This window comes from Sutcliffiella horikoshii, from assembly GCF_019931755.1.
Lineage (GTDB): Bacteria > Bacillota > Bacilli > Bacillales > Bacillaceae_I > Sutcliffiella_A > Sutcliffiella_A horikoshii_E.
This window is the reverse complement of sequence record NZ_CP082918.1, coordinates 1,843,490-1,865,457: the sequence shown is the minus strand read 5'-3', so window position 1 is coordinate 1,865,457 and position 21,968 is coordinate 1,843,490. Positions and strand designations below refer to the sequence as shown.

Below are 21,968 nucleotides of genomic sequence, written 5' to 3'. Positions count from 1 at the left end.
CTCTATTTAACAAGTTCTTTGGATTCTTCTAACCGGACAGAGACCAATTTAGAGACGCCGGATTCTTGCATCGTAACCCCGTAGAGGACATCACTGAATTCCATCGTTCCCTTACGGTGGGTGATGACAATGAATTGGGTTTCTTCACTGAACTGTTTTAAATATTGGGCAAAACGGTGGACGTTTGCTTCATCAAGCGCCGCTTCTACTTCATCGAGGATGCAGAACGGAACAGGTCTTACCTTAAGTATGGAGAACAGCAGGGCTATTGCCGTTAACGCTCTTTCTCCTCCTGATAAAAGGCCGAGATTCTGCAGTTTTTTACCAGGCGGTTGTGCCACAATATCTACGCCCGTATTCAGCATGTCTGACGGATCTGTTAACACAAGATCTGCCCTTCCCCCTCCAAATAAAGAGCGGAACACATCGTGAAAATGTGCACGGATATTCGTGAAGGTTGTTTCAAAGCGCTTTTTCATTTCCTCATCCATCTCACCGATAACTTGGAACAAGGTGTCTTTTGCTTCTTGAAGATCGTCCTTTTGTTCCTTCAGGAATGTGTATCGCTCGCTTACACGATCATATTCCTCAATTGCAGCGATATTGACTGTGCCAAGTTCCTCGATGGCAAGCTTGATCAGCTTCAACTTCTTACGCGCTTCTTCTATCTCCATCTCAAGTGGATAATCTGCTTTTGCCGCTTCAAAGGACAGCATATACTCTTCCCTTAAATGGTGAAGTCTATTATCTAATTCCACATCCAGACGGTTCATTTTCACTTCTTCCGCCTTCAGAACTTCAGTAAGTTGTTTATACTGTCTTTTTAGGTCTTTCAGTTCAAGCTCTTCTTGTTCCACCTTTTCGTGGTAAGAAAGCCTTTCTGCACGACGTTCTGCTATTAGCTTCATAGTGGTATTTTTATCTTGCAACTTTTCAGCCGCAGCCACTTCCAATTTTTGTTCGCCTGAAGAATTATCATTCATTTCACTTTGTAAAAGAGATAGGTCTTCTTTAATGTCGGTCAATCTTTCGGTGGCTTGTTCAAGGTCTGTTTCAATAGTATCCACTTTTTCTGATTGATTAGTAAGCTTTTCTTTTTTACTCGCATAATCAACTTTAAGTTGTGTCAGTTCATTCTGTACGGTCTCTTTGTTTGCATGTTGCTCCAACCTTAAGGAATTGAGCTCCGCAATCTCTTTGTCTAAAGCGGCAACCTGCATTCCCACCGTCTTCAGCTCAGCATCCAGCTTTGCTTTTTTGTTGACAGCATCCTGCATGGAAATGGTGAGCTGTTGCTTTTCATAGTCATATAAACTCAAATGTTCATTGACATTTTTCTCTTCAAGTTCCACTTCCCGAAGAAGGCTTGCAACCTGCTGTTCCTTATACCTTAGTTCCTCACCGGTTCCCTTTAATTCTATAACTTGAGACTCTTTCTCTTCTATTTTCTTCTTAAGTGTCTTGACCTGGTCTTCAAGCAGGGCCGTCTTATTTTCCATCTCTTCTAGTTTAGCTGAAATAGAATCAAGTTCACGCCCTCGACTTAAGAGAGAATTAGATTTTTGTTTAACGGCTCCGCCTGTCATGGAACCACCGGGGTTTACTACATCCCCTTCTAATGTCACGATGCGGTAACGGTGCTGAAGGATTCCTGCCAAAGCATTGGCTCCTTTTAGGTCTTTTGCAATGACAATTGTGCCCAAAAGGTTATTGACGATATTTTCATAAGCTTGGTCGTATTCCACAAGAGAAGCGGCAATTCCTACAAAAGCTTCATGTTGACTGATCTGATTCACTTGATAGTCTGATAATGTCCTAGGTTTCATGACCGTCATTGGCAGGAACGTCGCGCGGCCAAACCCGTTCTTTTTCAGATATTGGATGGAGTTTCTCGCATTTTGCTCATTATCCACAACAATATGCTGGGTCGCACTTCCTAGGGCAATCTCGATTGCCGTCTCCACATCCTGATTTACTTGGATGAGTTCTGCAACAGCCCCTTTAATTCCAGTAAGCCTATTTTCATCCCTGGCTTTCAGAATTTCTTTAACACCTTGAAAGAATCCTGTAAAATCCCCCTGCATGGTTTCAAGCATTTCTTTTCGCGCACGTGTTTGCTGTAAGAATTGGTATGCTTGATACAAGGTTGTTTCTTTTTTCTGGTAGGACTGTTTAAATTGTTCCAGATTAGTTTGCTCTGCTCTGTAGTGGTCAACAGTTTGATTCAACTCTTCCTGTACCTGTTTATGGTCAGTTAGAACTTTTTCTTTCTTTTGATGCGTATTAGCCCTAAGATCGACATATTTCCTGTTCCCCTCATCCAGACGGGTTACTTTCATGCCTTCTTGCTTTTCTTGTTGCTCCAGATAAGAAATTTCGTTGCGAATGGATGCCTGTTTGTTTAGAAGTTCAATATAGTCACTTTTTAAGGCATCAATTTTACCTTCGATATTTTGGTCAAACTGTTCATTTATCACCTGTTTTTCCTTGAGTTGCTGCTCTGTTAATACCAATTCTTGACGAAGGGTATCCAAAAGGTGTTTTTCGCTTTCCAATCTTTTCTTTTGAACATCAATAAATTCAGCAAGCTCCACCGAGGAACTTTCTAATTGGGCACGGTTTGTCGTAGCGTTCTTTTTACGTTCCTTCAGAACTTCTTTTCTACCTTCAAGTTTCTCCAGTTCTGAACTCGCCACTAAAAGGGCTTGTTGCAAGGAATCAATGGATTCATCCAAAGCAGCCACTTGGTCCTTATACTTTTCAAGTGTCGCTTCTTTTTGGCTCAATTCAGATGATAGGACAAGCTCTTTTTCGGTGCTGTTTTTTACTTCCAGAGAATTTTGTTCCCATTTTTGATGAAGCTCTTCTATTTCGTGCACCGTCACGCCTACTTCTATTTGTTCAAGCTCTTCTTTTTTCTCCAGATAATCTTTGGCAATGGATGCTTGTATTTTTAACGGCTCCACTTGCCCTTCCAGCTCGTGTAAAATATCTGATACCCGGTTAAGATTCTCTTGGGTATCCATAAGTTTACTTTCCGCTTTCTTTTTTCTGGATTTGTATTTAAGCACGCCAGCCGCTTCTTCAAATATACTTCGACGCTCTTCTGATTTACTGCTCAGTATTTCTTCCACTTTTCCTTGACTGATGATGGAAAAGGCTTCCTTTCCAAGACCGGAATCCATGAAAAGGTCTACAATGTCTTTTAATCTGCAAGTTTGTTTATTTATCAGGAATTCACTGTCACCGGATCTTAGCGCCCTTCTTGTAACGCTCACTTCCATATAATCAATCGGCAAGATGCGATTACTGTTATCAAGGGTAAGTGTAACCTCTGCCATATTTAATGCTCTTCTGCTATCACTGCCGGCAAAAATGATATCTTCCATTTTGGAACCGCGTAGGGATTTGGCTGATTGTTCCCCCAGCACCCATCTGATGGCATCGATAATATTACTTTTTCCGCTTCCATTCGGACCTACAACGGCTGTTACACCTGGTACGAAATCAACGGATATTTTTTCAGCAAACGACTTAAATCCTACTACTTCCAATCGTTTGAGGTACATATTCCTCACCTCGTTTAGTTTCTTAACATTAGGGCCTTATGTAACAGAAAAGTAAGCGATCCTTCAAGGTATATTGAGACACCAGAGAATCGCCTACCTTCATTTTCTGACTTTTTTTAGTTTCTGGAGAGCAAACTGAGCGGCATGTTGTTCTGCTTCTTTTTTGGAACGGCCGACTCCAATCCCCATCTCTTCTTTATTCAAAGAGACCTTAGACACAAACTCACGGTTGTGGGCCGGTCCTTTTTCTTCTAGCACTTCATACTCAATTACTCCTAGTGCGTTTCGTTGTATCATCTCTTGCAGCTGACTTTTGAAATCCATCACATGAGAAAAAGCACCTTCATTAATTTTTGGATACACATACTTTTCAAGGAACTCGAAAACAGTCTCCAGGCCAAGGTCCAGATACAATGCGCCGATAAATGCCTCAAAAACATCGGCAAGCAATGCTGGTCTTGCTCTTCCGCCTGTTATTTCTTCTCCTTTACCAAGCAGTACATATTGTCCGAACGAAAGATCATTGGCGAATGAAACCAAAGAAGGTTCACATACAATAGACGCTCTTAGTTTTGTTAATTGACCTTCACTCATCATTGGATATTTTTTATATAAAAATTGAGAAATGGTCAACTCTAAAACAGCGTCACCCAAAAATTCCAAACGCTCATTGTCCTCGTAAGGCTTTCTGCGATGCTCATTCACATAGGATGAATGGGTGAAAGCTTGATATAAAAGTTTCTCATTATGAAACTTAACTCCTAGTTTTTCTTGAAGCATAACAAAGTTCTTTTTTGTCGCTTCGTTTTTCATTTCATTTATTCTACTTCTGTTTCTGGTCATGTAAAGGAGCCTCCAACATACAATCTTCTTTCACTAAGATGGCAACGTTCTTCTTTTTTGATGATGAAAGTTGTATAACATTACTATTTTAACAAATTATTTAGAGGATACAAATAGCAACTTGCTTGAAATTATGTATATTCCGGAATCTTTTATCGCTAAAAGGTATTTTTATCCTGAATTTCAAGGTTTATTATGCCCATAAAAACAAAAAGTCCCACCTTAGTGGGACAATCAAGAAAGATTAAGCGTTTGCTTTTATGTAGTTTACCGCATCGGCAACTGTTGTAATGTTTTCTGCTTCGTCGTCTGAAATTTCCATATCAAACTCGTCTTCAAGTTCCATTACTAGTTCAACTACATCAAGAGAGTCAGCACCCAAATCGTCTTTGAATTTGGAGTCAAGGTTCACCTCGGACTCGTCTACACCTAAACGATCAACAATGATCTTTGTTACACGCTCTAATACATCTGCCATAACTTTCACCTCCCCTCAAGTATTATAGTGAATTTAACTTTAAAAAACTAGTGTTTATTGCATACACACTCCTGATGACTTCCGTTCCAGGTGTTCGCTTTCCGCGGGACGGTGCTTGAGCCTCCTCGGCTTCGCCTGCGGGGTCTCAACCAACCGTTACTCCCCCGCTGGAGTCTCACACCTTGCACTCCAGTCATCAGGGTAAATCCTTGTTACGTTACATCACCATTCCGCCGTCTACGTGGAGGGTTTGGCCGGTGATGTAGGCACTTTTTTCGGATGCTAGGAAAGATACTACAGAAGCAATGTCTTTTGCTTCTCCAAATCTTGCTAGAGGGATCTGCTTGAGCATTTCCGTTTTAACATCTTCTGTTAGTTTATCCGTCATATCCGTTGTGATGAATCCTGGGGCAATTGCATTGACTGTGATATGGCGGGAAGCTAATTCGCGTGCCGTTGATTTTGTAAGGCCAATGACACCTGCTTTTGCCGCTACATAGTTTGCTTGTCCTGCATTTCCCATCACACCGACGATGGACGCAATGTTTATGATTCTTCCGGATCGTTGTTTCATCATTTGACGTGTAACTGCTTTTGTCGCATTAAATACACCTTTAAGGTTGATGTTGATTACATCATCCCACTCATCTTCCTTCATTCGCATTAGAAGGTTATCGCGGGTGATACCGGCGTTATTGACAAGAATATCAATGGTACCGAACTGAGTGAGCGCTTCTTTCATCATAGCTTGTACGTCTTCCATGTTCCCGACATTACAACGTACAGCGATAGCCTCGCTCCCCATTTCTTTAATAGCTTCCACTACTTCATAAGCTTTTGCTTCGCTTCCTGAATAGTTAACCACTACATTTGCACCTTGTTCTGCTAGTTCAAGTGCAACGGCACGTCCAATTCCGCGGGACGCCCCTGTTACAACGGCTGTTTTACCTTTAAGCATTTGTAGATTCCTCCCCTTTAAAGTGATCTATCGCTTTTTGCAGCGTTTCCTTATCGTATACTGGAATGGTAGTTGCTCTGCGATTCACTTTTTTGATAAGCCCTGATAATACTTTACCCGGCCCAACTTCAATAAACGTATCGACCCCAAGGTCTATCAACTTCTCTACTGATTGTTCCCAACGAACAGGAGAATATAGCTGCTCCACTAGCTTCACAGGGATTTCAGAAGCGCTTTTCATTTCATTCGCATCCACATTTGCTATGACAGGGACAGTTGAATCATTGATGGAAATGGATGCTAATGTATCTTCAAGCTTGGATGCTGCCGGTTTCATCAAACTGGAATGGAATGGCCCGCTAACTACGAGAGGGATCACTCTTTTAGCACCTTTTTCCTTCGCCTTTTCAGATGCCAGCGACACACCTTGTGCCGATCCTGATATGACAATCTGACCGGGACAATTCAAGTTTGCAAGTTGCACAGATCCGGCTTCCACCGATGCCTCTTCACAAGCTTCTTTTAATAAACCTTCTTCAAGGCCAAGCACTGCCGCCATGGAACCAACTCCAGCTGGAACTGCTTCTTCCATGTATTTTCCGCGCATATGGACAGTATAGACAGCATCTTCAAAGCTGATGGCGTCTGTCGCTACAAGAGCAGAATATTCGCCAAGGCTATGTCCAGCCGTATAATCCGCAGTAATGCCTGCTTGTTTAAGCAGTTGCAATATAGCAATACTTGAAGTCAGGAGCGCAGGTTGGGCATTGTATGTCAGTGTAAGTTCTTCTTGAGGCCCTTCAAACATCAAGGAAGAAAGTTTATAGCCTAATTTCTCGTCTGCTTGATCAATCACCGCTTGAACTTCTTTATATTCACTGGCTAATTCGTGAGCCATCCCAACTATTTGCGAACCTTGTCCTGGAAAAACAAATGCAACCTTCCCCATTATTCTCCCCCGTTCTCTTGTGTAGTCACAAACTCCATTTTCTCAATGGTGCGAGCAATGGTACCAACCATATCTTTTTCAAGCATTTCACGTGTTTGACGGATTGCATTGAACACAGCATTGTCATCAGAAGACCCATGAGCCTTGACGACTGGTGCCTTCAGGCCAAATAAAGCCGCCCCGCCGTATTCAGAGTAATCCATTTTGTTTTTGATTGTTTTTAGTTTTGGTTTCAACACGGCAGCTGCAAGCTTACTTTTCAAGTCACTTGTCAGCGCCTCTTTTAACATATCAAAAACAGAAAGAGCTGTTCCTTCAATTGCTTTTAGCGTGATGTTTCCGGTAAACCCGTCTGTCACCACAACATCTGCTACTCCATTTAAAAGGTCCCTTGCCTCTACATTTCCGATGAAATGGACCGCATTGGATTCTTTGATGTATTCAAAAGCAGCTTTGGTCAGTTCGTTTCCTTTTTTATCTTCTGTTCCTACATTCAGTAAACCTACCCGAGGAGCTTCTACACCACGAACCTTTTCTGCATAGATGGACCCCATGAGAGCATATTGAAATAGATGTTCTGGTTTCGCATCTGCATTTGCACCTACATCCATCATGACGAATCCTTTACCGTCACCGGTTGGTAATGTCGGTGATAGCGCAGGTCGTTCAATTCCTTTAATGCGGCCTACAATCAATAGCCCTGCTGTCATCAATGCACCAGTGTTACCTGCTGAAATGCAGGCATCTGCTCGTCCCTCTTTCACTTCTTTGGCCATCAGGACCATGGAGGCGTTCTTTTTACGGCGTACTGCCCGAACCGGTTCCTCATCTCCTGATATAACCTCTTCTGTATGTAAAATCGTTATTTGTTTTTCATCTGTTAAGTATGATCGTATTTTATTTTCATCCCCAACAAGGGTAAAAGTAACATCATTATATTTCTCAACAGCTTTCATGACACCTTCTACAATAGACTTTGGTGCATGATCGCCACCCATTGCATCAATGGCAATTCTCATCATCATAACCTGCCTTTAATCAAGAACTTGTAGAGCGGAACATTTCAAACTCACCATGGAAAACTTTCTCACTTCCGACGGAGCTTTTCACTTCTACAGTTGTTCTACCTTTTTCTTTATCCACTTTACTAACGAAGGCTTTTGCCACAATTCTTTCGCCCAATTTTACAGGTCGTGTAAATCGAATGGTAGCTTTTGCAGTTAACGCCAGTTCATCATTGATGACGGCAACTGCCAAAGAATTTGCTTGTGCAAACAAGTGATGCCCCCGTGTAATTTGATTCCGTTTAAAAACATGCTCACTTTGAACATCAAAGATGGAAATCGCACTCTCATCTAATTGAAGATCGATAATTTCACCGATAACTTCATCAAGAGGCAGGGATTTCACTTCTTTCTCAAGCGTCCTTGCAGCAACATTCTTAATTCTCTCCCTTAATTCAGGGATATTTAATTCCAGACGATCCAAGCGGACTGTTTGGATGCTGACTTGAAAAAAATCTGCAAGTTCTTCATCTGTTATAAAAGGGTTTTCCTGTATCTTATCCTTTAAAGATAACTGGCGCTCCTTTTTGTTTCGTCTCATATATTACACACCATCCGAACTATTATGACTAGGTACTAATAGTAGTATATATACATAAAAAGCATATTGCAAGACAAAATTTGCTGATATGGTTAGAAAAACCGGCAAAAACAGCCCGGTCCTTTTTTTGTTGCTTAATTATGCACCGCTGTTCCTTTCCGCAAATGGCTTCGCTTTCCGCGGGACGGTGCTTGAGCCTCCTCACTTCGTTGCGGGGTCTCAAGCTACCGTTACTCCCCCGCTGGAGTCTTCGCCATTTGCTCCAATCCACAGCTGGAACTTACGTGAACGAAAGGTTAGTGCTTTTACAATTAACTCAGTTAGATGACTTTCATTAACCCTTAAATGAATGAAGCCTTCTTGTTGATTGGAGTGGAAGGCGCGCAGACGCCCGCGGGAGGAAGGGACAGGGGAGACCCCGCAGGCGAAGCCGAGGAGGCTCCCGGACCGCCCGCAGGCAAGCGAAGCGCCTGGAACGGAAATCAACCGATTTTTATAATTTCTTATCTTTGTACAAAAAGGCAGAGAAAGCCAGCTAAACGGCTTCACACTGCCTCTACTAATCTAACTTGTCACCGTCTAAAATCCCTGAGTTTTCGATCATTTCTCTTAACCCTTTATATTCCTCGTCCACCCAAAAACTATCTGAATAGAGAAGATCATGAGCATCCTGCCTCGCTACCTCGAGGGCTCTGTAATCATGGACCATGTCAGCAACTTTAAATTCCGGTACACCGCTTTGTTTTCTGCCAAAGAAATCACCAGGGCCCCGCAGTTCCAGGTCCTTTTCTGAAAGCACAAAACCGTCGTTCGTTTCTGTCATGATTTTCATCCGCTCATTTCCGACTTCCGATTTGGGATCTGCAAGTAGTATACAGTAGGATTGTTCACTCCCACGTCCCACACGGCCTCGAAGTTGATGGAGTTGCGAAAGGCCAAAGCGCTCTGCGTCATAGATCACCATCATGGTTGCATTTGGGACATTCACCCCGACTTCTACAACGGTTGTGGAAACAAGGAGCTGCACTTCATTTTCGCTGAACGCTTCCATGACTTTTTCTTTTTCATCCGAACTCAATCTGCCATGCATTAACCCAATTTTCCAATTCCCGCGGTAGTAATGCGTAAGCATATCATGTACATCTATCGCATTTTGCACGTCTAGCTTTTCCGATTCTTCTATAAGCGGGCAGATAACATATGCTTGCCTGCCTTTTTGAAGTTCCTTTTCGACAAACCCCAATACCCTGTCAATCATTTGATGTTTGGCCCAATAGGTCTCTATTGCTTTTCGACCGGCTGGCATTTCATCGATAACGGAAACATCCATCTCCCCAAAAGCTGTAATGGCTAGCGTCCTCGGAATTGGCGTCGCCGTCATAAACAGTACATCTGGATTTGATCCTTTTTCACGGAGGACCCTTCGTTGTTCGACTCCAAAACGATGCTGCTCATCTGTTATGACAAGGCCGAGTCTTTTGAAGTTCACTTCTTCTTGTATTAAAGCATGTGTACCGACAAGAATATCGATTTCACCATTAACCAATCTTTCCAAGAGCTCCCTGCGTCGCTTGCCTTTTACCGAACTTGTTAACAATTCAATGTTGACCGACGTTTCACTAAACAGGCTTGTTAACGATTGGGCATGTTGTTCAGCAAGTATTTCTGTTGGCACCATTAATGCTCCCTGGTAGCCAGAAAGATGTGCACCATATAAAGATATTGCCGCCACCACCGTTTTACCTGAACCTACATCCCCTTGCAACAAGCGATTCATCCGGTATGGTGATGTCATATCACCTAAGATTTCTCCCAACACCCTGTTTTGTGCACCTGTCAGTGGAAATGGAAGTGTGGAGATGAATTGTTCCAGCTTACTTTTAGAAAATTCATGCACGATTCCTTCTGTTTGCTCACGCTTATATTTTCTTAAAGCCTGGATCTTTAGCTGAAAAAGTAAAAATTCCTCGTACACAAAATAGCGCCTAGCATGTTTCAACGTTTCTTGATTGACTGGGTTATGTAGCGCTCTTACTGAATCACCTTTTGAAGGCAGCTTGTATTTTTGTAAAAGAGAGACAGGAAGTGCACTTTCCAACTCGGTTCCATATGTTTGCAGCGCGTTTCCAATAAACTTACGCATCTGCTTAACGGTGATATTCCCCTTAACCGAATATACAGGTTCCACTTCACTTTCTTTCATGAATGGACCAAAGTGAATCTCCATGACAGTGATCGTTTGACGATGCTGATCCCATTTTCCAGTAATGGTGATGGTATCGTTGATGGAAAGTTTGTTTTTGTAATATGGCCGGTTGAAACAAACGGCCTTGACTAAAAACCGTCCAACAAAAAAACGGAAAGTAAGTCTTGATTTCTTTTTGCCAAAATACATAAGAGAAGGCTCTCCATGAACCTTCCCTTCTACCGTTATTTTCTCTTCATGTTTTACTTCTGATATATCTCTAAGCCGATAATCTTCATATCTGTACGGGAAATGCATCAGCAGATCTTCTACTGAGAAAATTCCCATTGCATGAAGGGAGTTTGCGGTTTCTTCCCCAATGCCCTTTAAGGTTGTTACTGTGGTTTCAGATAAATTAGTCACCTTTTTGTAAGGGAACACCAAATATTTTCGCTTCTAATTCACGACCAGTTGGTGTTGCCGCCAACCCTCCTTGTGCAGTTTCTTTAAGTGCAGTAGGCATCGTCTGTCCAATCTTGTACATTGCGTCAATTACTTCATCACACGGGATCGTGCTAGTAATCCCTGCAAGTGCCATGTCTGCTGCGACCATTGCATTTGCTGCACCCATTGCATTACGCTTCACGCATGGTACTTCCACAAGTCCTGCAACAGGGTCACATACTAATCCTAACATGTTTTTAAGCGTAATGGCCATTGCTTGTGCACATTGATCTGGAGTTCCGCCAGCCATTTCCACAATAGCAGCTGCTGCCATCCCGGAAGCAGAACCAACCTCAGCCTGACATCCACCAGCAGCACCGGAGATAGAGGCATTATTGGCAACAACAAACCCGAAAGCACCTGACGTGAATAAAAAGTTGATCATTTCTTCTCTCGTTGGGTTAAGCACATTTTTTACGGCAAAAAGCGTTCCTGGAACTACCCCGGCAGAACCAGCTGTCGGAGTGGCGCAAATTGTACCCATGGCAGCATTTACTTCATTTGTCGCAACCGCTTTACTTACTGCATCTAAAATATTCTTACCTGTAAGGAAGTTCCCTTTTTCAATATACTTTTGAAGAAGCACCGCATCGCCGCCCGTCAACCCAGAAACAGATCTTACACCTTCAAGCCCTCTCTCTACAGCCTGTTCCATGATGGTAAGGTTTTTGTCCATCTGTTCGAAAATTTCCTCACGGGTCCTGCCCGTAAATTCCATTTCCTGTTCAATCATTATCTCTGAAATTTTCTTGTTACTGCTTTGTGCTATCTCAATCAGTTCTGCAACATTACGAAACATGATTTTTCCCCCTTAAGAGCTATACATCAGATGAAAGCGCTATCATTATTATTCCAAAAGTTAGTCCACAATTTTTGTAACTTGCGTGATGTTAGGCAGTGCTGTTAGTTCCTGAATCACCGCATCATCGATATTCTGATCTACTTCAATGGTCATTAAGGCTTTTTGTCCTTTTTCCTTGCGGGAAACTTCCATATGGCCGATGTTTATGGCAAACTTCGCTAATACATTAGCAACTCCCGCTATCGCACCGTAACGGTCATCATGCACGACAAGCAATGCCGGATGATTTCCTGAAAGTTTTAAAACAAACCCATTCAGTTCAGTAATTTCAATTTTTCCTCCGCCTATCGAAATGCCGACAAGCTCTAATTCACCATCGTCATCACCGATCACCACTTTTGCGGTATTCGGGTGGTCTGTTATGGCATCTTCTTCATGAAATGAAATGGCAACTCCTAAAGAATCTGCAATTTGAAGGGAGGTTTTGATTCTTTCATCATAAGTATCAAAATCTAGTAACCCCCCGACAACCGCTACATCTGTACCGTGTCCTTTATATGTTTTAGCAAAAGAACCGTAAAACGAAATGTTCGCCCACTTTGGCTGCCTGCCGAATAGGCTTCTTGCCACACGCCCAATTCTAGCGGCTCCAGCTGTATGGGAACTTGATGGTCCTATCATGATGGGGCCAATAATATCAAATACACTTTTATATTTCATGCCTGCCCACTCCCCTGTGTCGGTTTACTGTTACATACCCCAGAAACTTTTTCTTATTTGTTCACATACAAAAGAAGGGTGTTACCCCTTCTTTTGTTTTCAAATATTATATTAGCCTACTCGATCGAAAAGATAAAGGAATATAGTGGCTGTTTTCCGTTATGGACCTCTACTTCCACGTCAGGATAGGATTCTTCTAAATCGCTGACAAGTTCCTCTACATCTTCTTCTGATACATCTTCACCGTAGATGACAGTAAGGATTTCGGAGTCTTCGTCCATCATGGATGTAAGAAGTTCCTTTGCAGCTGATTTTTTGTCTTTGTTAGTAAGGACGATTTTACCGTCAGCTATTCCCATGAAATCATCTTTTTGGATTTCCACTCCATCGATGTTTGTATCTCTGACAGCAAATGTGATTTGTCCTGTTTTCACAGAACCTAGAGCTTCTTTCATTGTCGCTTCGTTGTCAGCAAGCTCTCCTGTCGGGTTGAAGGCAAGAATTGCTGCCATCCCTTGAGGAACTGTTTTACTTTCAACAACCGCTACATTTTGCTCCGCAACTTCTGCAGCCTGTTTAGCAGCCATGATAATGTTGCTGTTATTTGGCAAGATGATTACGTTGTCAGCGTTCACTTCATCGATTGCTTTTAGGATATCCTCTGTACTCGGGTTCATCGTCTGACCGCCTTCAATGACAGCTTTTGCACCGATACTCTTGAATAGCTCGGCAATCCCTTCACCCATTGCTACAGTGATGATCCCAAATTTCTCGCGCTTTTTATTCACTTCAGGTTTTGGCGCAGGATAAGCATCTTCTTCAAAAAGAAGGTTACTGTGCTGTTCTCTCATATTTTCAATCTTCATGTTAATCAGGCTTCCGTATTTTTGAGCATAAGTCAACACATCGCCAGGTTGTTCAGCATGAATATGAACTTTAACGAGTTCCTCATCAGCAATAACTAAAAGAGAATCCCCATATTCGGACAGGTCGTTACGGAAGTTTTCTTCTGTAAAAGGACTAGTTTTTACTTTTTCCTCTTCAAACTTAACCATGAACTCTGTACAGTAGCCAAACTCGATATCTTCTGTATTTATTGCAGAGTGAACACTTTTATGGTGTTCTGCGTTTACAAGTTCGTTCATGGTTGTAGTAGGAACGATGTCCTCAATTCTTTGCCCTTTAAGCTCTGCAAGGAATCCTTCATAAATATAAACTAAACCTTGTCCGCCGCTGTCCACTACTCCTACTTCTTTTAACACAGGAAGAAGGTCCGGTGTGCGTTTAAGGGAAGCATTTGCTTCTTTTAACGTTTCTTCCATCAATACAATGATGTCTTCTTCGTTTTTCGCAACAGCAACAGCCTTCTTAGCAGCATCTTTCGCTACAGTAAGAATGGTTCCTTCCACAGGTTTCATAACAGCCTTGTAAGCTGTTTGAACTCCTGCTTCCAAAGCTTGTGCAAAGTCTTTGCTTGTAATTGTTTCTTTAGCTTCAATATGCTTAGAGAATCCTCGGAATAATTGGGATAAAATAACCCCTGAGTTACCTCTTGCACCCATAAGTAGGCCTTTAGCCAGAGCAGAACCAACCTTTCCGATATGCTCAGAAACATTACCTTTTACTTCTTTTGCTCCTGAGGTAATGGAAAGATTCATATTTGTTCCCGTATCTCCATCCGGAACCGGAAAAACGTTCAACGCATCTACTGTTTTGGCGTTGTTTGATAAATGATTTGCACCTTGGATAACCATTTGTGCAAAACGTTTCCCATTTAGAACTTTTACTGACACTAAAATTTCCTCCTTATTACGGGTTCGTAACTCGAACTCCCTGTACATAAATATTTAAAGAATCAACGGAAAGACCGAGCATTTGATTCAAGGTATATTTCACTTTCGTTTGTACGTTGTGAGCCACTTCGGAAATCTTTGTCCCGTAGCTTACGATGATGTACATATCGATATGTAACTGATCTTCTTCTTGGCGCACGATGACACCTTTTGTGAAATTCTCTTTTCTAAGTATTTCGGATAACCCATCTTTCAATTGGCTTTTAGAGGCCATGCCTACTATTCCGTAACAATCAACTGCAGCTCCACCAGCGATAGTAGCAACTACATCGTTAGAAATATCTATTTGACCATAGGATGTTTTTAGTTCGATGGACATAAAGGTTCCCCCTTCAATTGGATTTTTCACCTTGTCTACACGCTATTTTACTATAAAAACGTTCAATTTAAAAGCAGGCGGGTACTATTCTAATAATACTATTATTATACTGAATGCTAAAAACATGTATGTCAAGGTTTTTTTCTTGAAAGCTTTCCTTAGAACTATTGCAAAGTGTGGGGTAGTATGTTAAATTATATAAGTATTTTCAAGAGATTATTTTGGTAAAGAAAAACGATGCAGAAGGGTACTTCTTTGGACGTAGACCTTATGTATGGTTCTTCTCGCAATAATAAGAAGGTACTTTCTTATTACTAATGAAAATATTGAATGATGTTTCTTTGTAGTTAGGAGGGAATTGAACATGGCACGTAAATGTGTAATTACAGGCAAAAAGACTGGTTCTGGAAACGCACGTTCTCACGCAATGAACTCTACTCGTCGTACTTGGGGTGCAAACCTTCAAAAAGTTCGCATCTTAGTAGATGGTAAGCCAAAGCGTGTATACGTTTCTGCAAGAGCTTTAAAATCAGGTAAAGTTGAGCGCGTTTAATTAATTAATTTTGCGCACATAAAGAAGCGACAGGGAGAAGATCCCTGTCGCTTTTTACTTTGGTTATATATAATGGTTTACATAATGATGTTATTGTATATTATTTTGCATTTATAAAAAAAGCACCCTTTCGAGGTGCCTTACTCCTTTTTAAACGACCCAAGCATAGCCCGGATTATTCCCCCCAAGAACCTAGGTAGTTTGATTGTATAAAATTTCATTACATTCCCTCCTCCGAACTTTTACCTTTTTATTAAATCAGGTTGCAAATTAGCGGATCGCTGGGACCGTCTTAAGATAATGGATGATAATCACGGCTCCTTATCACCATTAATATGCCTTCATCAAATGAAAAAGTACCACTTTCCACTTCAAGTTCATTACTAATACATAGTGTGTCTCCGAAGCGAATATGCTTTTTTTCTAAAGGATATTTAAATCCCTTAAGCGTGATGCCTTTTACATCAGGCGTGATGGGCATAAATGAGATAAATGGCAAAGCCTCATCTTTATTGATAGAGTATGTACCTTCCCTATGGGCCAAAAGTTGATTTTGAATATCGTGTATCTCAATTAATGCCCCTTTTTCAAGCCCTTTTAAAAGAAGCTGTATATTCCCTAAAAAGTGATCCAGCCTTCCACCCGTTCCTCCAAAAATTCTGATGAGTGCTGGATTTTGTTCAAGCGCCCAGTTTACTGCGAGTTCTGTATCTGTCTCGTCTTTTTCGCTGGGAAAGACTTCTGCATGAGGAAGTTGTGCTTTTATGTCATGAAGCTCTTGGTTTGTAATGGAATCAAAGTCCCCGAATGCTTTAAATGGTTTTATATTTTGTTGTAATAGGTAAGCAACCCCTCTATCCACACCCACCCAAATCACATCTTCTGCTTGCCAATCATGCAGATTGGGGATACGCTCTGTCGGTCCACCTGCAACAATATGTATAATCAATTTACCTCTCCCCTTAATCTTTTTTAACGTAAAAAAGCCTTCTGTACGAAGACTTTTTACGTGCTGGAGGAGTCGTCATAGTCAAAACGGAATCCGTCCAGTAGTTTATTTTCCACTTCCACTGCAGAAAATTTCTTTAGCAGCTGTTCATACATGTCAATTTCGCTATAGTCGGTGCTGTTGGCCAATGCGGAATGCAACGCTTGTTCAAGTATTGCCTGGTCATCCTTTGAAATATTCATCTCAGAAATCCCTCCCTCACCATTTACCAATAGCTTTCCGCACAAAAGCAAAATTATGACAAGTTGCTTCTGATGGAGGAGATTGCCTGTTTGCGATCTTCTTTGTTGTAGATGGCAGATCCGGCAACCAATACGTTTGCACCTGCTTCTACACATAGTTTAGCTGTCTCAGGATTCACTCCACCATCCACCTCAATATCAATGGACAATCCTCTTTCTTTCACCAAGGAAGCCAACTGCTTGATTTTCGGCAATACATCTTGGATGAATGCCTGTCCTCCAAATCCAGGGTTGACTGTCATCAACAGCACCAAGTCCACATCATTCAAAATAGGGATGATGCTCTCAACAGGTGTTGCAGGATTGATAACTACCCCAGCTTTTACACCTTGCGATTTAATATGCTGGATGGTGCGGTGAAGATGACGACATGCTTCCACGTGAACAGAAATGATATCGGCACCCGCTTTTGCAAAATCCGCAATATAGGCATCAGGGTTTTCAATCATCAAATGCACATCTAAGGGCAATTTTGTGATGGGGCGAACCGCTTCCACGATTAATGGTCCAATGGTGATGTTGGGCACAAAATGTCCATCCATGACATCAATATGAATATAGTCTGCTCCTCCTTGTTCCACATCTAGAATGTCTTTTCCTAAGTTAGCAAAATCCGCACTTAGAATGGAAGGGGCGATTTTTATCATATTTTAGTACCTCGGCTTTCTGTCTTTTATTTCTTCTACAAAAGAAACATAGTGTTTATAACGGTAGGAAGCAATTTCTTCGTTTTCAACTGCTTCTTTTACCGCACATTTTGGTTCTTTCAAGTGAGTACATCCACGATACTTACAGTCATGGCTTTTTTCTACGAATTCAGGAAAACATTCTTTTACGTCTTCCGCTTCCATTTCAAGGAACTCTAATGAACTAAAACCTGGTGTGTCCGCAACAAAACCGTGGTTGATTTCCATTAACTCCACATGCCTTGTTGTGTGCTTTCCTCGTCCTAAATGGGAGGAAATGTTATCTGTTTTCAGTTCTAATTCAGGGCGTAACACGTTTAAAAGAGATGATTTTCCAACTCCTGATTGTCCCGCAATTACCGATGTCTTATCCTTCAAGTATGGCAGTATTTCTTTAAGCTGCTCCGGTTCCATCGTGGAAGTCAGCAGCACTTCGTACCCTATTGAACGATAATAATCGGCAAACTTGATCAGTTTTGCGTCTTCATCAAGAAGGTCCATCTTAGAGATACATATCAATGGACTAACTCCTTTGGATTCAATCAGGACAAGGAACCGATCCAAAAGGACAGTACTGAATTCAGGCTCCATCGCAGAAAACACAAGTATTGCTTGATCAATGTTAGCTATTGGCGGCCTTACAAGCTCGTTTTTGCGAGGAAATACCTCCATAATGTAACCTTCTTGGTCGTTTTCCGCTTGAAATACAACGGAGTCCCCAACAAGAGGTGTTATCTTATTTTTACGGAAAACCCCTCTTCCTCTGCATTGGGTAATTTCGCCATCCGCTGTCAAAACATAGTAAAAGCCACTCAATGCTTTGACAATCTTGCCTTCTGGCATACACTCACTCCTTAATAATTACTCGATATCATCATAGTTGATGGTTTTAGTTTCTACTTCTTTCCCATCTACAACAATTTTGTATTTGGCCTGTTGCTTATAAGCGATTGTTACCGTGAAACTGGTGATTAAGTCCTCTGTAATAATGAAGGTTTCCTTTGGTTCACCTTCCATGGTGTTATTAAGGTCTTCTAAATATAATTCAACTGTCTGCTCTGCGCCTTCTTCTTCAGGATCATATTTTACTTCTAATGGAATATCCACTGTCTTATCTCCGGGCTGTGGCCCATCTGAAACGATAAGTTGAATGGTATCACCTTTTTTCACTTGAGAATCCGGTGCAGGCTCCTGTTTAATAATATTCCCCTCAGAAACAGAATCATTATACTCTCTCGTAACTTCTGGTTCTAATCCTAAGTTAGCAAGATTTCGTTGAGCAAACTCAATGGATGATCCTTGATAATCATCCAGTACAATAGGACTTGGACCCAAAGATACAATAAGTTTTACTACTGTTTCTTCCGGAACAACACTTTCCCCAGGTTCAGGTTCTTGTCTTATGACCTCACCTTCCGGGACATCATCAGAGTGAATTTCTTCAATATCATGGTCGTCATAGTTGGCTGCTTGTATCCTATTAATTGCTTCATTGACAGGAAGTCCTGAGTAATCAGATATTTCGACTTTTTCTTTGCCTAAGCTCTGGAAAATGGTAATTGCTTTGCCTTCTTTTACTACTTCTCCTGCTTCAGGGAAAGTTCTCGTCACTCTTCCCTCTTCTATCTCATCACTAGGTTCCTCTTTTGGTTCTTCCAATACAAAACCTAAATCTATCAGTTCTTTGACTGCGTCGTCATATTCCTTACCGGTTACATCCGGAACCGTTACATCCTTAGGAAGAAGCATGGATGGTAAAATTGTAAAAGCAGCTACGCCTCCTCCAACAAGCAGGAACAATAGGATTAACAACGCGACAACCCACTTTTTCTTTTTCTTCTTTTTAGGTGGAGGTGCTTGCTCTACCTTTTCACTGACAGGTTTATTTTCTGGCGGGCGAATTCTAGTCTCATCTTCATTGGTAAGATTGTTTAAGCTGCCCTTTATAATTGGAATTGCCTTTGTTGCCTCTTCATCGTCATCAGGTATATAAAATTTAGGTTCATTCATACGGCTTGGTTCAAGCGCCGTCATGACATCTGTCTGCATTTCATCTACAGAGGCATACCGGTGTAACGGATCCTTTGCCATCGCTTTTAAAACAACATTCTCCATACTTTGAGGTAAAGTAGGATTCCAACGCTTTGGAGATGGCGTTTGTGATTGTAAATGCTTTAAAGCAATGGAAACAGCAGACTCCCCTGAAAACGGCAATCTCCCGGTTAACAATTCAAACATAACAATACCAAGTGCATAGACATCTGATTTCTTCGTGGCCAAACTTCCTCTGGCCTGTTCAGGCGATAAATAATGAACAGAACCTAAAAGGGAATTGGTTTGAGTGATCGTTGTAGAACTCAAGGCCATGGCAATGCCGAAATCCGTCACTTTCACGGTACCGTAATCATCAATCAATATATTTTGCGGTTTTATATCCCGGTGGATTATACCGTTTTCATGGGCATGAGAAATAGCTGATGTCAGCTGGTTCATGATCTCCACTGCATTGTATTGTTCCACAGGTGCATATTGTTGAATGTACTGTTTTAATGTTTTTCCTGATACATGCTCCATCACGATATAATAAATATCATCTTCTTCCCCGATATCATAAATGCTTACTATATTCGGATGGTCCAAGCTTGTTGCAGATTGCGCCTCTCTTCTAAAGCGGCGAATAAATTCTTCATCATTTGCAAAATCTAACCGTAATACTTTTACTGCTACATCACGATCCAAAATCATGTCATGGGCAAGGTAAACATTCGCCATTCCACCGCCACCAATGACTTCCATAATTTTGTAGCGATCATTTAATCTTTTACCTATTAACACCTATTTCACCCACTCCCAGCTTCGGAGACAGATAATTCCAAGATGGCAACCGTGATATTATCTTCCCCACCGTAATGGTTGGCGCGTCTTATTAATTCCTCTGCTTTTTCAGACAAAGCATGGTTCCCGTTGTTTAAAACCTCAACTAGCTCCCGGTCTTTCACTTTATCACTCAAGCCGTCTGAACAAAGGAGAATATATCCTGGGTCATCATATGTAATGGTTTTTATATCTATTTTCACTGTTTTTTCTGTCCCTAAAGCCTGTAGTATAACATTTTTTCTAGGATGATGCTCTGCATCTTCCTTTGATATCTGCCCAGTTTTAACAAGTTCATTAACAAATGTATGATCTTCTGTTAATTGCTTGGCACTTTCCTCTGAAACAAGATAAATCCTGCTGTCACCAACATGTGCAACGGTTACAAAACTATCGCCAATAATGGCAGCAACTATCGTAGTACCCATCCCATTGCATTCCTCATGAGAATTTGCATGGTCAAAAAGTGTTTGATTTGCTTGAAGAATGAACGTCTTCAACCAGATTTCAGCAGGTTCAGGGGAAGAGATGCTGGTTGTCTCTTCCCACACTTCCTTTATGTGGCTTACTGCTCTTTCGCTTGCCACTTCACCTGCTTGATGGCCCCCCATTCCGTCACAAACCACTGCAAGCTTTGTGCCGTCTTTATTAACAAAAATTCCCCCATTGTCTTCATTATGTGAACGAACTCTCCCTCTATCTGTTAAAAAGACCATTAACCATTGTCACCTCGTCTCTTCTTTCCGCTCCTTCGCACGCAGCTGTCCGCATGCAGCATCGATGTCGTGGCCTTGCTCACGACGAACTGTTACATTGACACCAAGATTTTTCAACGTTTTTTCAAACAAATTAATTTGTTCTTTTGGCGTTCTTACATAGTCACGCTCTGGGACGTAATTGACCGGAATTAAATTCACGTGACATTTCATGCCTTTAAGCAGCTGTGCCAATTCCTCAGCATGTTCTACCTGGTCATTAACCCCACCGAACAAGCCATACTCAAAACTCACTCGACGTCCCGTTTTATTAATGTAATAACGGATCGATTCCATTAGTTCAGGAAGTTTATATGCTCTATTAATAGGCATCAGTCTTGAACGAATTTCTGTGTTTGGTGCATGCAGGGAAACGGCAAAGTTAATTTGCAGATTTTCATCTGCAAATTTATAAATCTTAGGGATGATTCCACTTGTAGAAACAGTGATATGACGTGCACCGATATTCAGCGCTTTGTCATGGTTGATAATTTTCAAGAAGTCGAGCATTTCATCGAAGTTATCGAATGGTTCCCCAATCCCCATGATAACCACGTGGCTGACACGTTCATCCATTTCATCAAGAGCCTGTTGAACCTTCACCACTTGGGCAACTATTTCTCCTGCTTCGAGGTTACGTTTTAACCCTCCAAGAGTAGAAGCACAGAATGTACAACCGATTCGGCACCCTACTTGTGTTGTTACACAAACAGAATTTCCATATTCATGCTTCATTAGAACCGTCTCAATGGAATATCCATCATGCAGTTCAAAGAGGAATTTCATCGTTCCATCAGAAGATGTTTGTTGAACAATTGTCTTTAATGTCGTAAGTGCATATGTTTCTTCTAGCTTATCTCTTAAGCTTTTAGAGAGATTGGACATTTCTTCAAAGGATGTCACACGCTTTTGATAGAGCCATTCAAAGATCTGTGTCGTTCTGAATTTTTTCTCTCCGATACTTAGTAACCATTCTTCCAATTCATGCAATTGTAGAGAATAGATGGACGGTTTACGCGTTGCTTCTTCTTGTTTGAGTTGTTCTTTTGTATTATGTTCCATCT

General features: G+C 41.5%; 21 protein-coding genes. 1 reads left to right on the top strand and 20 read right to left on the bottom strand.

Translation table 11 applies throughout. From position 1 onward, the window contains the following. Positions 1-2: 2 nt before the first annotated feature. The 12 genes from smc to K7887_RS09430 all read right to left on the bottom strand — a co-directional run bounded on the left by smc (position 3) and on the right by K7887_RS09430 (position 14,785). Positions 3-3,569 (bottom strand): chromosome segregation protein SMC, encoded by a 3,567-nt coding sequence (smc, locus tag K7887_RS09485; protein ID WP_223493303.1) that lies wholly within the window; start codon positions 3,567-3,569, stop codon positions 3-5. 99 nt (positions 3,570-3,668) lie between these two features. Further along, a complete protein-coding gene (rnc, locus tag K7887_RS09480; RefSeq protein ID WP_223493619.1) occupies positions 3,669-4,382 on the bottom strand; it encodes a ribonuclease III in 714 nt (237 codons plus the stop codon). A gap of 274 nt (positions 4,383-4,656) precedes the next feature. Further along, a complete protein-coding gene (gene acpP, locus K7887_RS09475) occupies positions 4,657-4,890 on the bottom strand; it encodes an acyl carrier protein (protein ID WP_010193151.1) in 234 nt (77 codons plus the stop codon). A 217-nt stretch (positions 4,891-5,107) separates the two neighbouring features. After that, a complete protein-coding gene (gene fabG / locus K7887_RS09470; protein WP_223493302.1) occupies positions 5,108-5,848 on the bottom strand; it encodes a 3-oxoacyl-[acyl-carrier-protein] reductase in 741 nt (246 codons plus the stop codon). Further along, positions 5,841-6,797 (bottom strand): ACP S-malonyltransferase, encoded by a 957-nt coding sequence (gene fabD / locus K7887_RS09465; protein ID WP_223493301.1) that lies wholly within the window; start codon positions 6,795-6,797, stop codon positions 5,841-5,843. The genes fabG and fabD overlap by 8 nt, the downstream gene beginning before the upstream one ends. Beyond that, positions 6,797-7,816 (bottom strand): phosphate acyltransferase PlsX, encoded by a 1,020-nt coding sequence (gene plsX / locus K7887_RS09460; RefSeq protein WP_223493618.1) that lies wholly within the window; start codon positions 7,814-7,816, stop codon positions 6,797-6,799. The genes fabD and plsX overlap by 1 nt, the downstream gene beginning before the upstream one ends. A gap of 19 nt (positions 7,817-7,835) precedes the next feature. Beyond that, complete coding sequence (gene fapR / locus K7887_RS09455) at positions 7,836-8,402, bottom strand: transcription factor FapR (RefSeq protein WP_010193141.1); 567 nt, start codon at positions 8,400-8,402, stop codon at positions 7,836-7,838. Between the two features lie 559 nt (positions 8,403-8,961). Continuing rightward, complete coding sequence (recG, locus tag K7887_RS09450; protein WP_223493300.1) at positions 8,962-11,010, bottom strand: ATP-dependent DNA helicase RecG; 2,049 nt, start codon at positions 11,008-11,010, stop codon at positions 8,962-8,964. Continuing rightward, a complete protein-coding gene (sdaAA, locus tag K7887_RS09445; RefSeq protein WP_148986544.1) occupies positions 11,003-11,890 on the bottom strand; it encodes an L-serine ammonia-lyase, iron-sulfur-dependent, subunit alpha in 888 nt (295 codons plus the stop codon). The genes recG and sdaAA overlap by 8 nt, the downstream gene beginning before the upstream one ends. A gap of 60 nt (positions 11,891-11,950) precedes the next feature. Next, positions 11,951-12,613 carry an L-serine ammonia-lyase, iron-sulfur-dependent subunit beta gene (gene sdaAB / locus K7887_RS09440; RefSeq protein ID WP_223493299.1) on the bottom strand — a complete coding sequence of 221 codons (663 nt, stop codon included), beginning with the start codon at positions 12,611-12,613 and terminating at the stop codon, positions 11,951-11,953. 116 nt (positions 12,614-12,729) lie between these two features. Continuing rightward, complete coding sequence (locus K7887_RS09435; protein ID WP_223493298.1) at positions 12,730-14,406, bottom strand: DAK2 domain-containing protein; 1,677 nt, start codon at positions 14,404-14,406, stop codon at positions 12,730-12,732. 16 nt (positions 14,407-14,422) lie between these two features. Further along, complete coding sequence (locus tag K7887_RS09430) at positions 14,423-14,785, bottom strand: Asp23/Gls24 family envelope stress response protein (RefSeq protein WP_010193134.1); 363 nt, start codon at positions 14,783-14,785, stop codon at positions 14,423-14,425. Between the two features lie 364 nt (positions 14,786-15,149). On the opposite strand from K7887_RS09430, the gene rpmB reads away from it, so the two are divergent. Then, entirely contained in the window at positions 15,150-15,338 is a 189-nt protein-coding gene (gene rpmB, locus K7887_RS09425) for a 50S ribosomal protein L28 (protein ID WP_010193132.1), read from the top strand. 140 nt (positions 15,339-15,478) lie between these two features. Here the strand turns inward: rpmB and spoVM are convergent, their stop codons facing one another. From spoVM to rlmN, 8 genes are all read right to left on the bottom strand, one after another. Beyond that, positions 15,479-15,559, bottom strand: coding sequence for a stage V sporulation protein SpoVM (gene spoVM / locus K7887_RS09420; protein ID WP_060665857.1), 81 nt, complete (start codon positions 15,557-15,559; stop codon positions 15,479-15,481). 71 nt (positions 15,560-15,630) lie between these two features. After that, positions 15,631-16,287, bottom strand: a complete 657-nt coding sequence (locus K7887_RS09415; RefSeq protein ID WP_223493297.1) for a thiamine diphosphokinase — start codon at positions 16,285-16,287, stop codon at positions 15,631-15,633. Positions 16,288-16,343: 56 nt separating this feature from the next. Next, positions 16,344-16,529, bottom strand: a complete 186-nt coding sequence (locus tag K7887_RS09410) for a hypothetical protein (RefSeq protein ID WP_223493296.1) — start codon at positions 16,527-16,529, stop codon at positions 16,344-16,346. Positions 16,530-16,582: 53 nt separating this feature from the next. Continuing rightward, positions 16,583-17,236 (bottom strand): ribulose-phosphate 3-epimerase, encoded by a 654-nt coding sequence (gene rpe, locus K7887_RS09405; RefSeq protein ID WP_223493295.1) that lies wholly within the window; start codon positions 17,234-17,236, stop codon positions 16,583-16,585. A 3-nt stretch (positions 17,237-17,239) separates the two neighbouring features. Beyond that, a complete protein-coding gene (rsgA, locus tag K7887_RS09400; protein ID WP_223493294.1) occupies positions 17,240-18,118 on the bottom strand; it encodes a ribosome small subunit-dependent GTPase A in 879 nt (292 codons plus the stop codon). An 18-nt stretch (positions 18,119-18,136) separates the two neighbouring features. Further along, complete coding sequence (gene pknB, locus K7887_RS09395; RefSeq protein ID WP_223493293.1) at positions 18,137-20,110, bottom strand: Stk1 family PASTA domain-containing Ser/Thr kinase; 1,974 nt, start codon at positions 20,108-20,110, stop codon at positions 18,137-18,139. Between the two features lie 5 nt (positions 20,111-20,115). Beyond that, on the bottom strand, positions 20,116-20,865 hold the full coding sequence (locus tag K7887_RS09390) for a Stp1/IreP family PP2C-type Ser/Thr phosphatase (protein WP_223493292.1): 750 nt from the start codon (positions 20,863-20,865) through the stop codon (positions 20,116-20,118). Positions 20,866-20,874: 9 nt separating this feature from the next. Next, positions 20,875-21,966 carry a dual-specificity RNA methyltransferase RlmN gene (rlmN, locus tag K7887_RS09385; RefSeq protein WP_223493291.1) on the bottom strand — a complete coding sequence of 364 codons (1,092 nt, stop codon included), beginning with the start codon at positions 21,964-21,966 and terminating at the stop codon, positions 20,875-20,877. Positions 21,967-21,968: the final 2 nt, after the last annotated feature.

Bases quoted from the DNA above. Each gene is read 5' to 3' on its own strand.
- smc (WP_223493303.1), bottom strand. From the start codon at position 3,569: ATGTACCTCAAACGATTGGAAGTAGTAGGATTTAAGTCGTTTGCTGAA.
- K7887_RS09390 (WP_223493292.1), bottom strand. From the start codon at position 20,865: ATGGTCTTTTTAACAGATAGAGGGAGAGTTCGTTCACATAATGAAGAC.
- rlmN (WP_223493291.1), bottom strand. From the start codon at position 21,966: ATGGAACATAATACAAAAGAACAACTCAAACAAGAAGAAGCAACGCGT.
- fabG (WP_223493302.1), bottom strand. From the start codon at position 5,848: ATGCTTAAAGGTAAAACAGCCGTTGTAACAGGGGCGTCCCGCGGAATT.
- sdaAB (WP_223493299.1), bottom strand. From the start codon at position 12,613: ATGAAATATAAAAGTGTATTTGATATTATTGGCCCCATCATGATAGGA.
- rpe (WP_223493295.1), bottom strand. From the start codon at position 17,236: ATGATAAAAATCGCCCCTTCCATTCTAAGTGCGGATTTTGCTAACTTA.
- plsX (WP_223493618.1), bottom strand. From the start codon at position 7,816: ATGAGAATTGCCATTGATGCAATGGGTGGCGATCATGCACCAAAGTCT.
- rpmB (WP_010193132.1), top strand. From the start codon at position 15,150: ATGGCACGTAAATGTGTAATTACAGGCAAAAAGACTGGTTCTGGAAAC.
- fabD (WP_223493301.1), bottom strand. From the start codon at position 6,797: ATGGGGAAGGTTGCATTTGTTTTTCCAGGACAAGGTTCGCAAATAGTT.
- rnc (WP_223493619.1), bottom strand. From the start codon at position 4,382: ATGAAAAACGAAGCGACAAAAAAGAACTTTGTTATGCTTCAAGAAAAA.
- fapR (WP_010193141.1), bottom strand. From the start codon at position 8,402: ATGAGACGAAACAAAAAGGAGCGCCAGTTATCTTTAAAGGATAAGATA.
- spoVM (WP_060665857.1), bottom strand. From the start codon at position 15,559: ATGAAATTTTATACAATCAAACTACCTAGGTTCTTGGGGGGAATAATC.
- K7887_RS09410 (WP_223493296.1), bottom strand. From the start codon at position 16,529: ATGAATATTTCAAAGGATGACCAGGCAATACTTGAACAAGCGTTGCAT.
- acpP (WP_010193151.1), bottom strand. From the start codon at position 4,890: ATGGCAGATGTATTAGAGCGTGTAACAAAGATCATTGTTGATCGTTTA.
- K7887_RS09430 (WP_010193134.1), bottom strand. From the start codon at position 14,785: ATGTCCATCGAACTAAAAACATCCTATGGTCAAATAGATATTTCTAAC.
- sdaAA (WP_148986544.1), bottom strand. From the start codon at position 11,890: ATGTTTCGTAATGTTGCAGAACTGATTGAGATAGCACAAAGCAGTAAC.
- rsgA (WP_223493294.1), bottom strand. From the start codon at position 18,118: ATGCCAGAAGGCAAGATTGTCAAAGCATTGAGTGGCTTTTACTATGTT.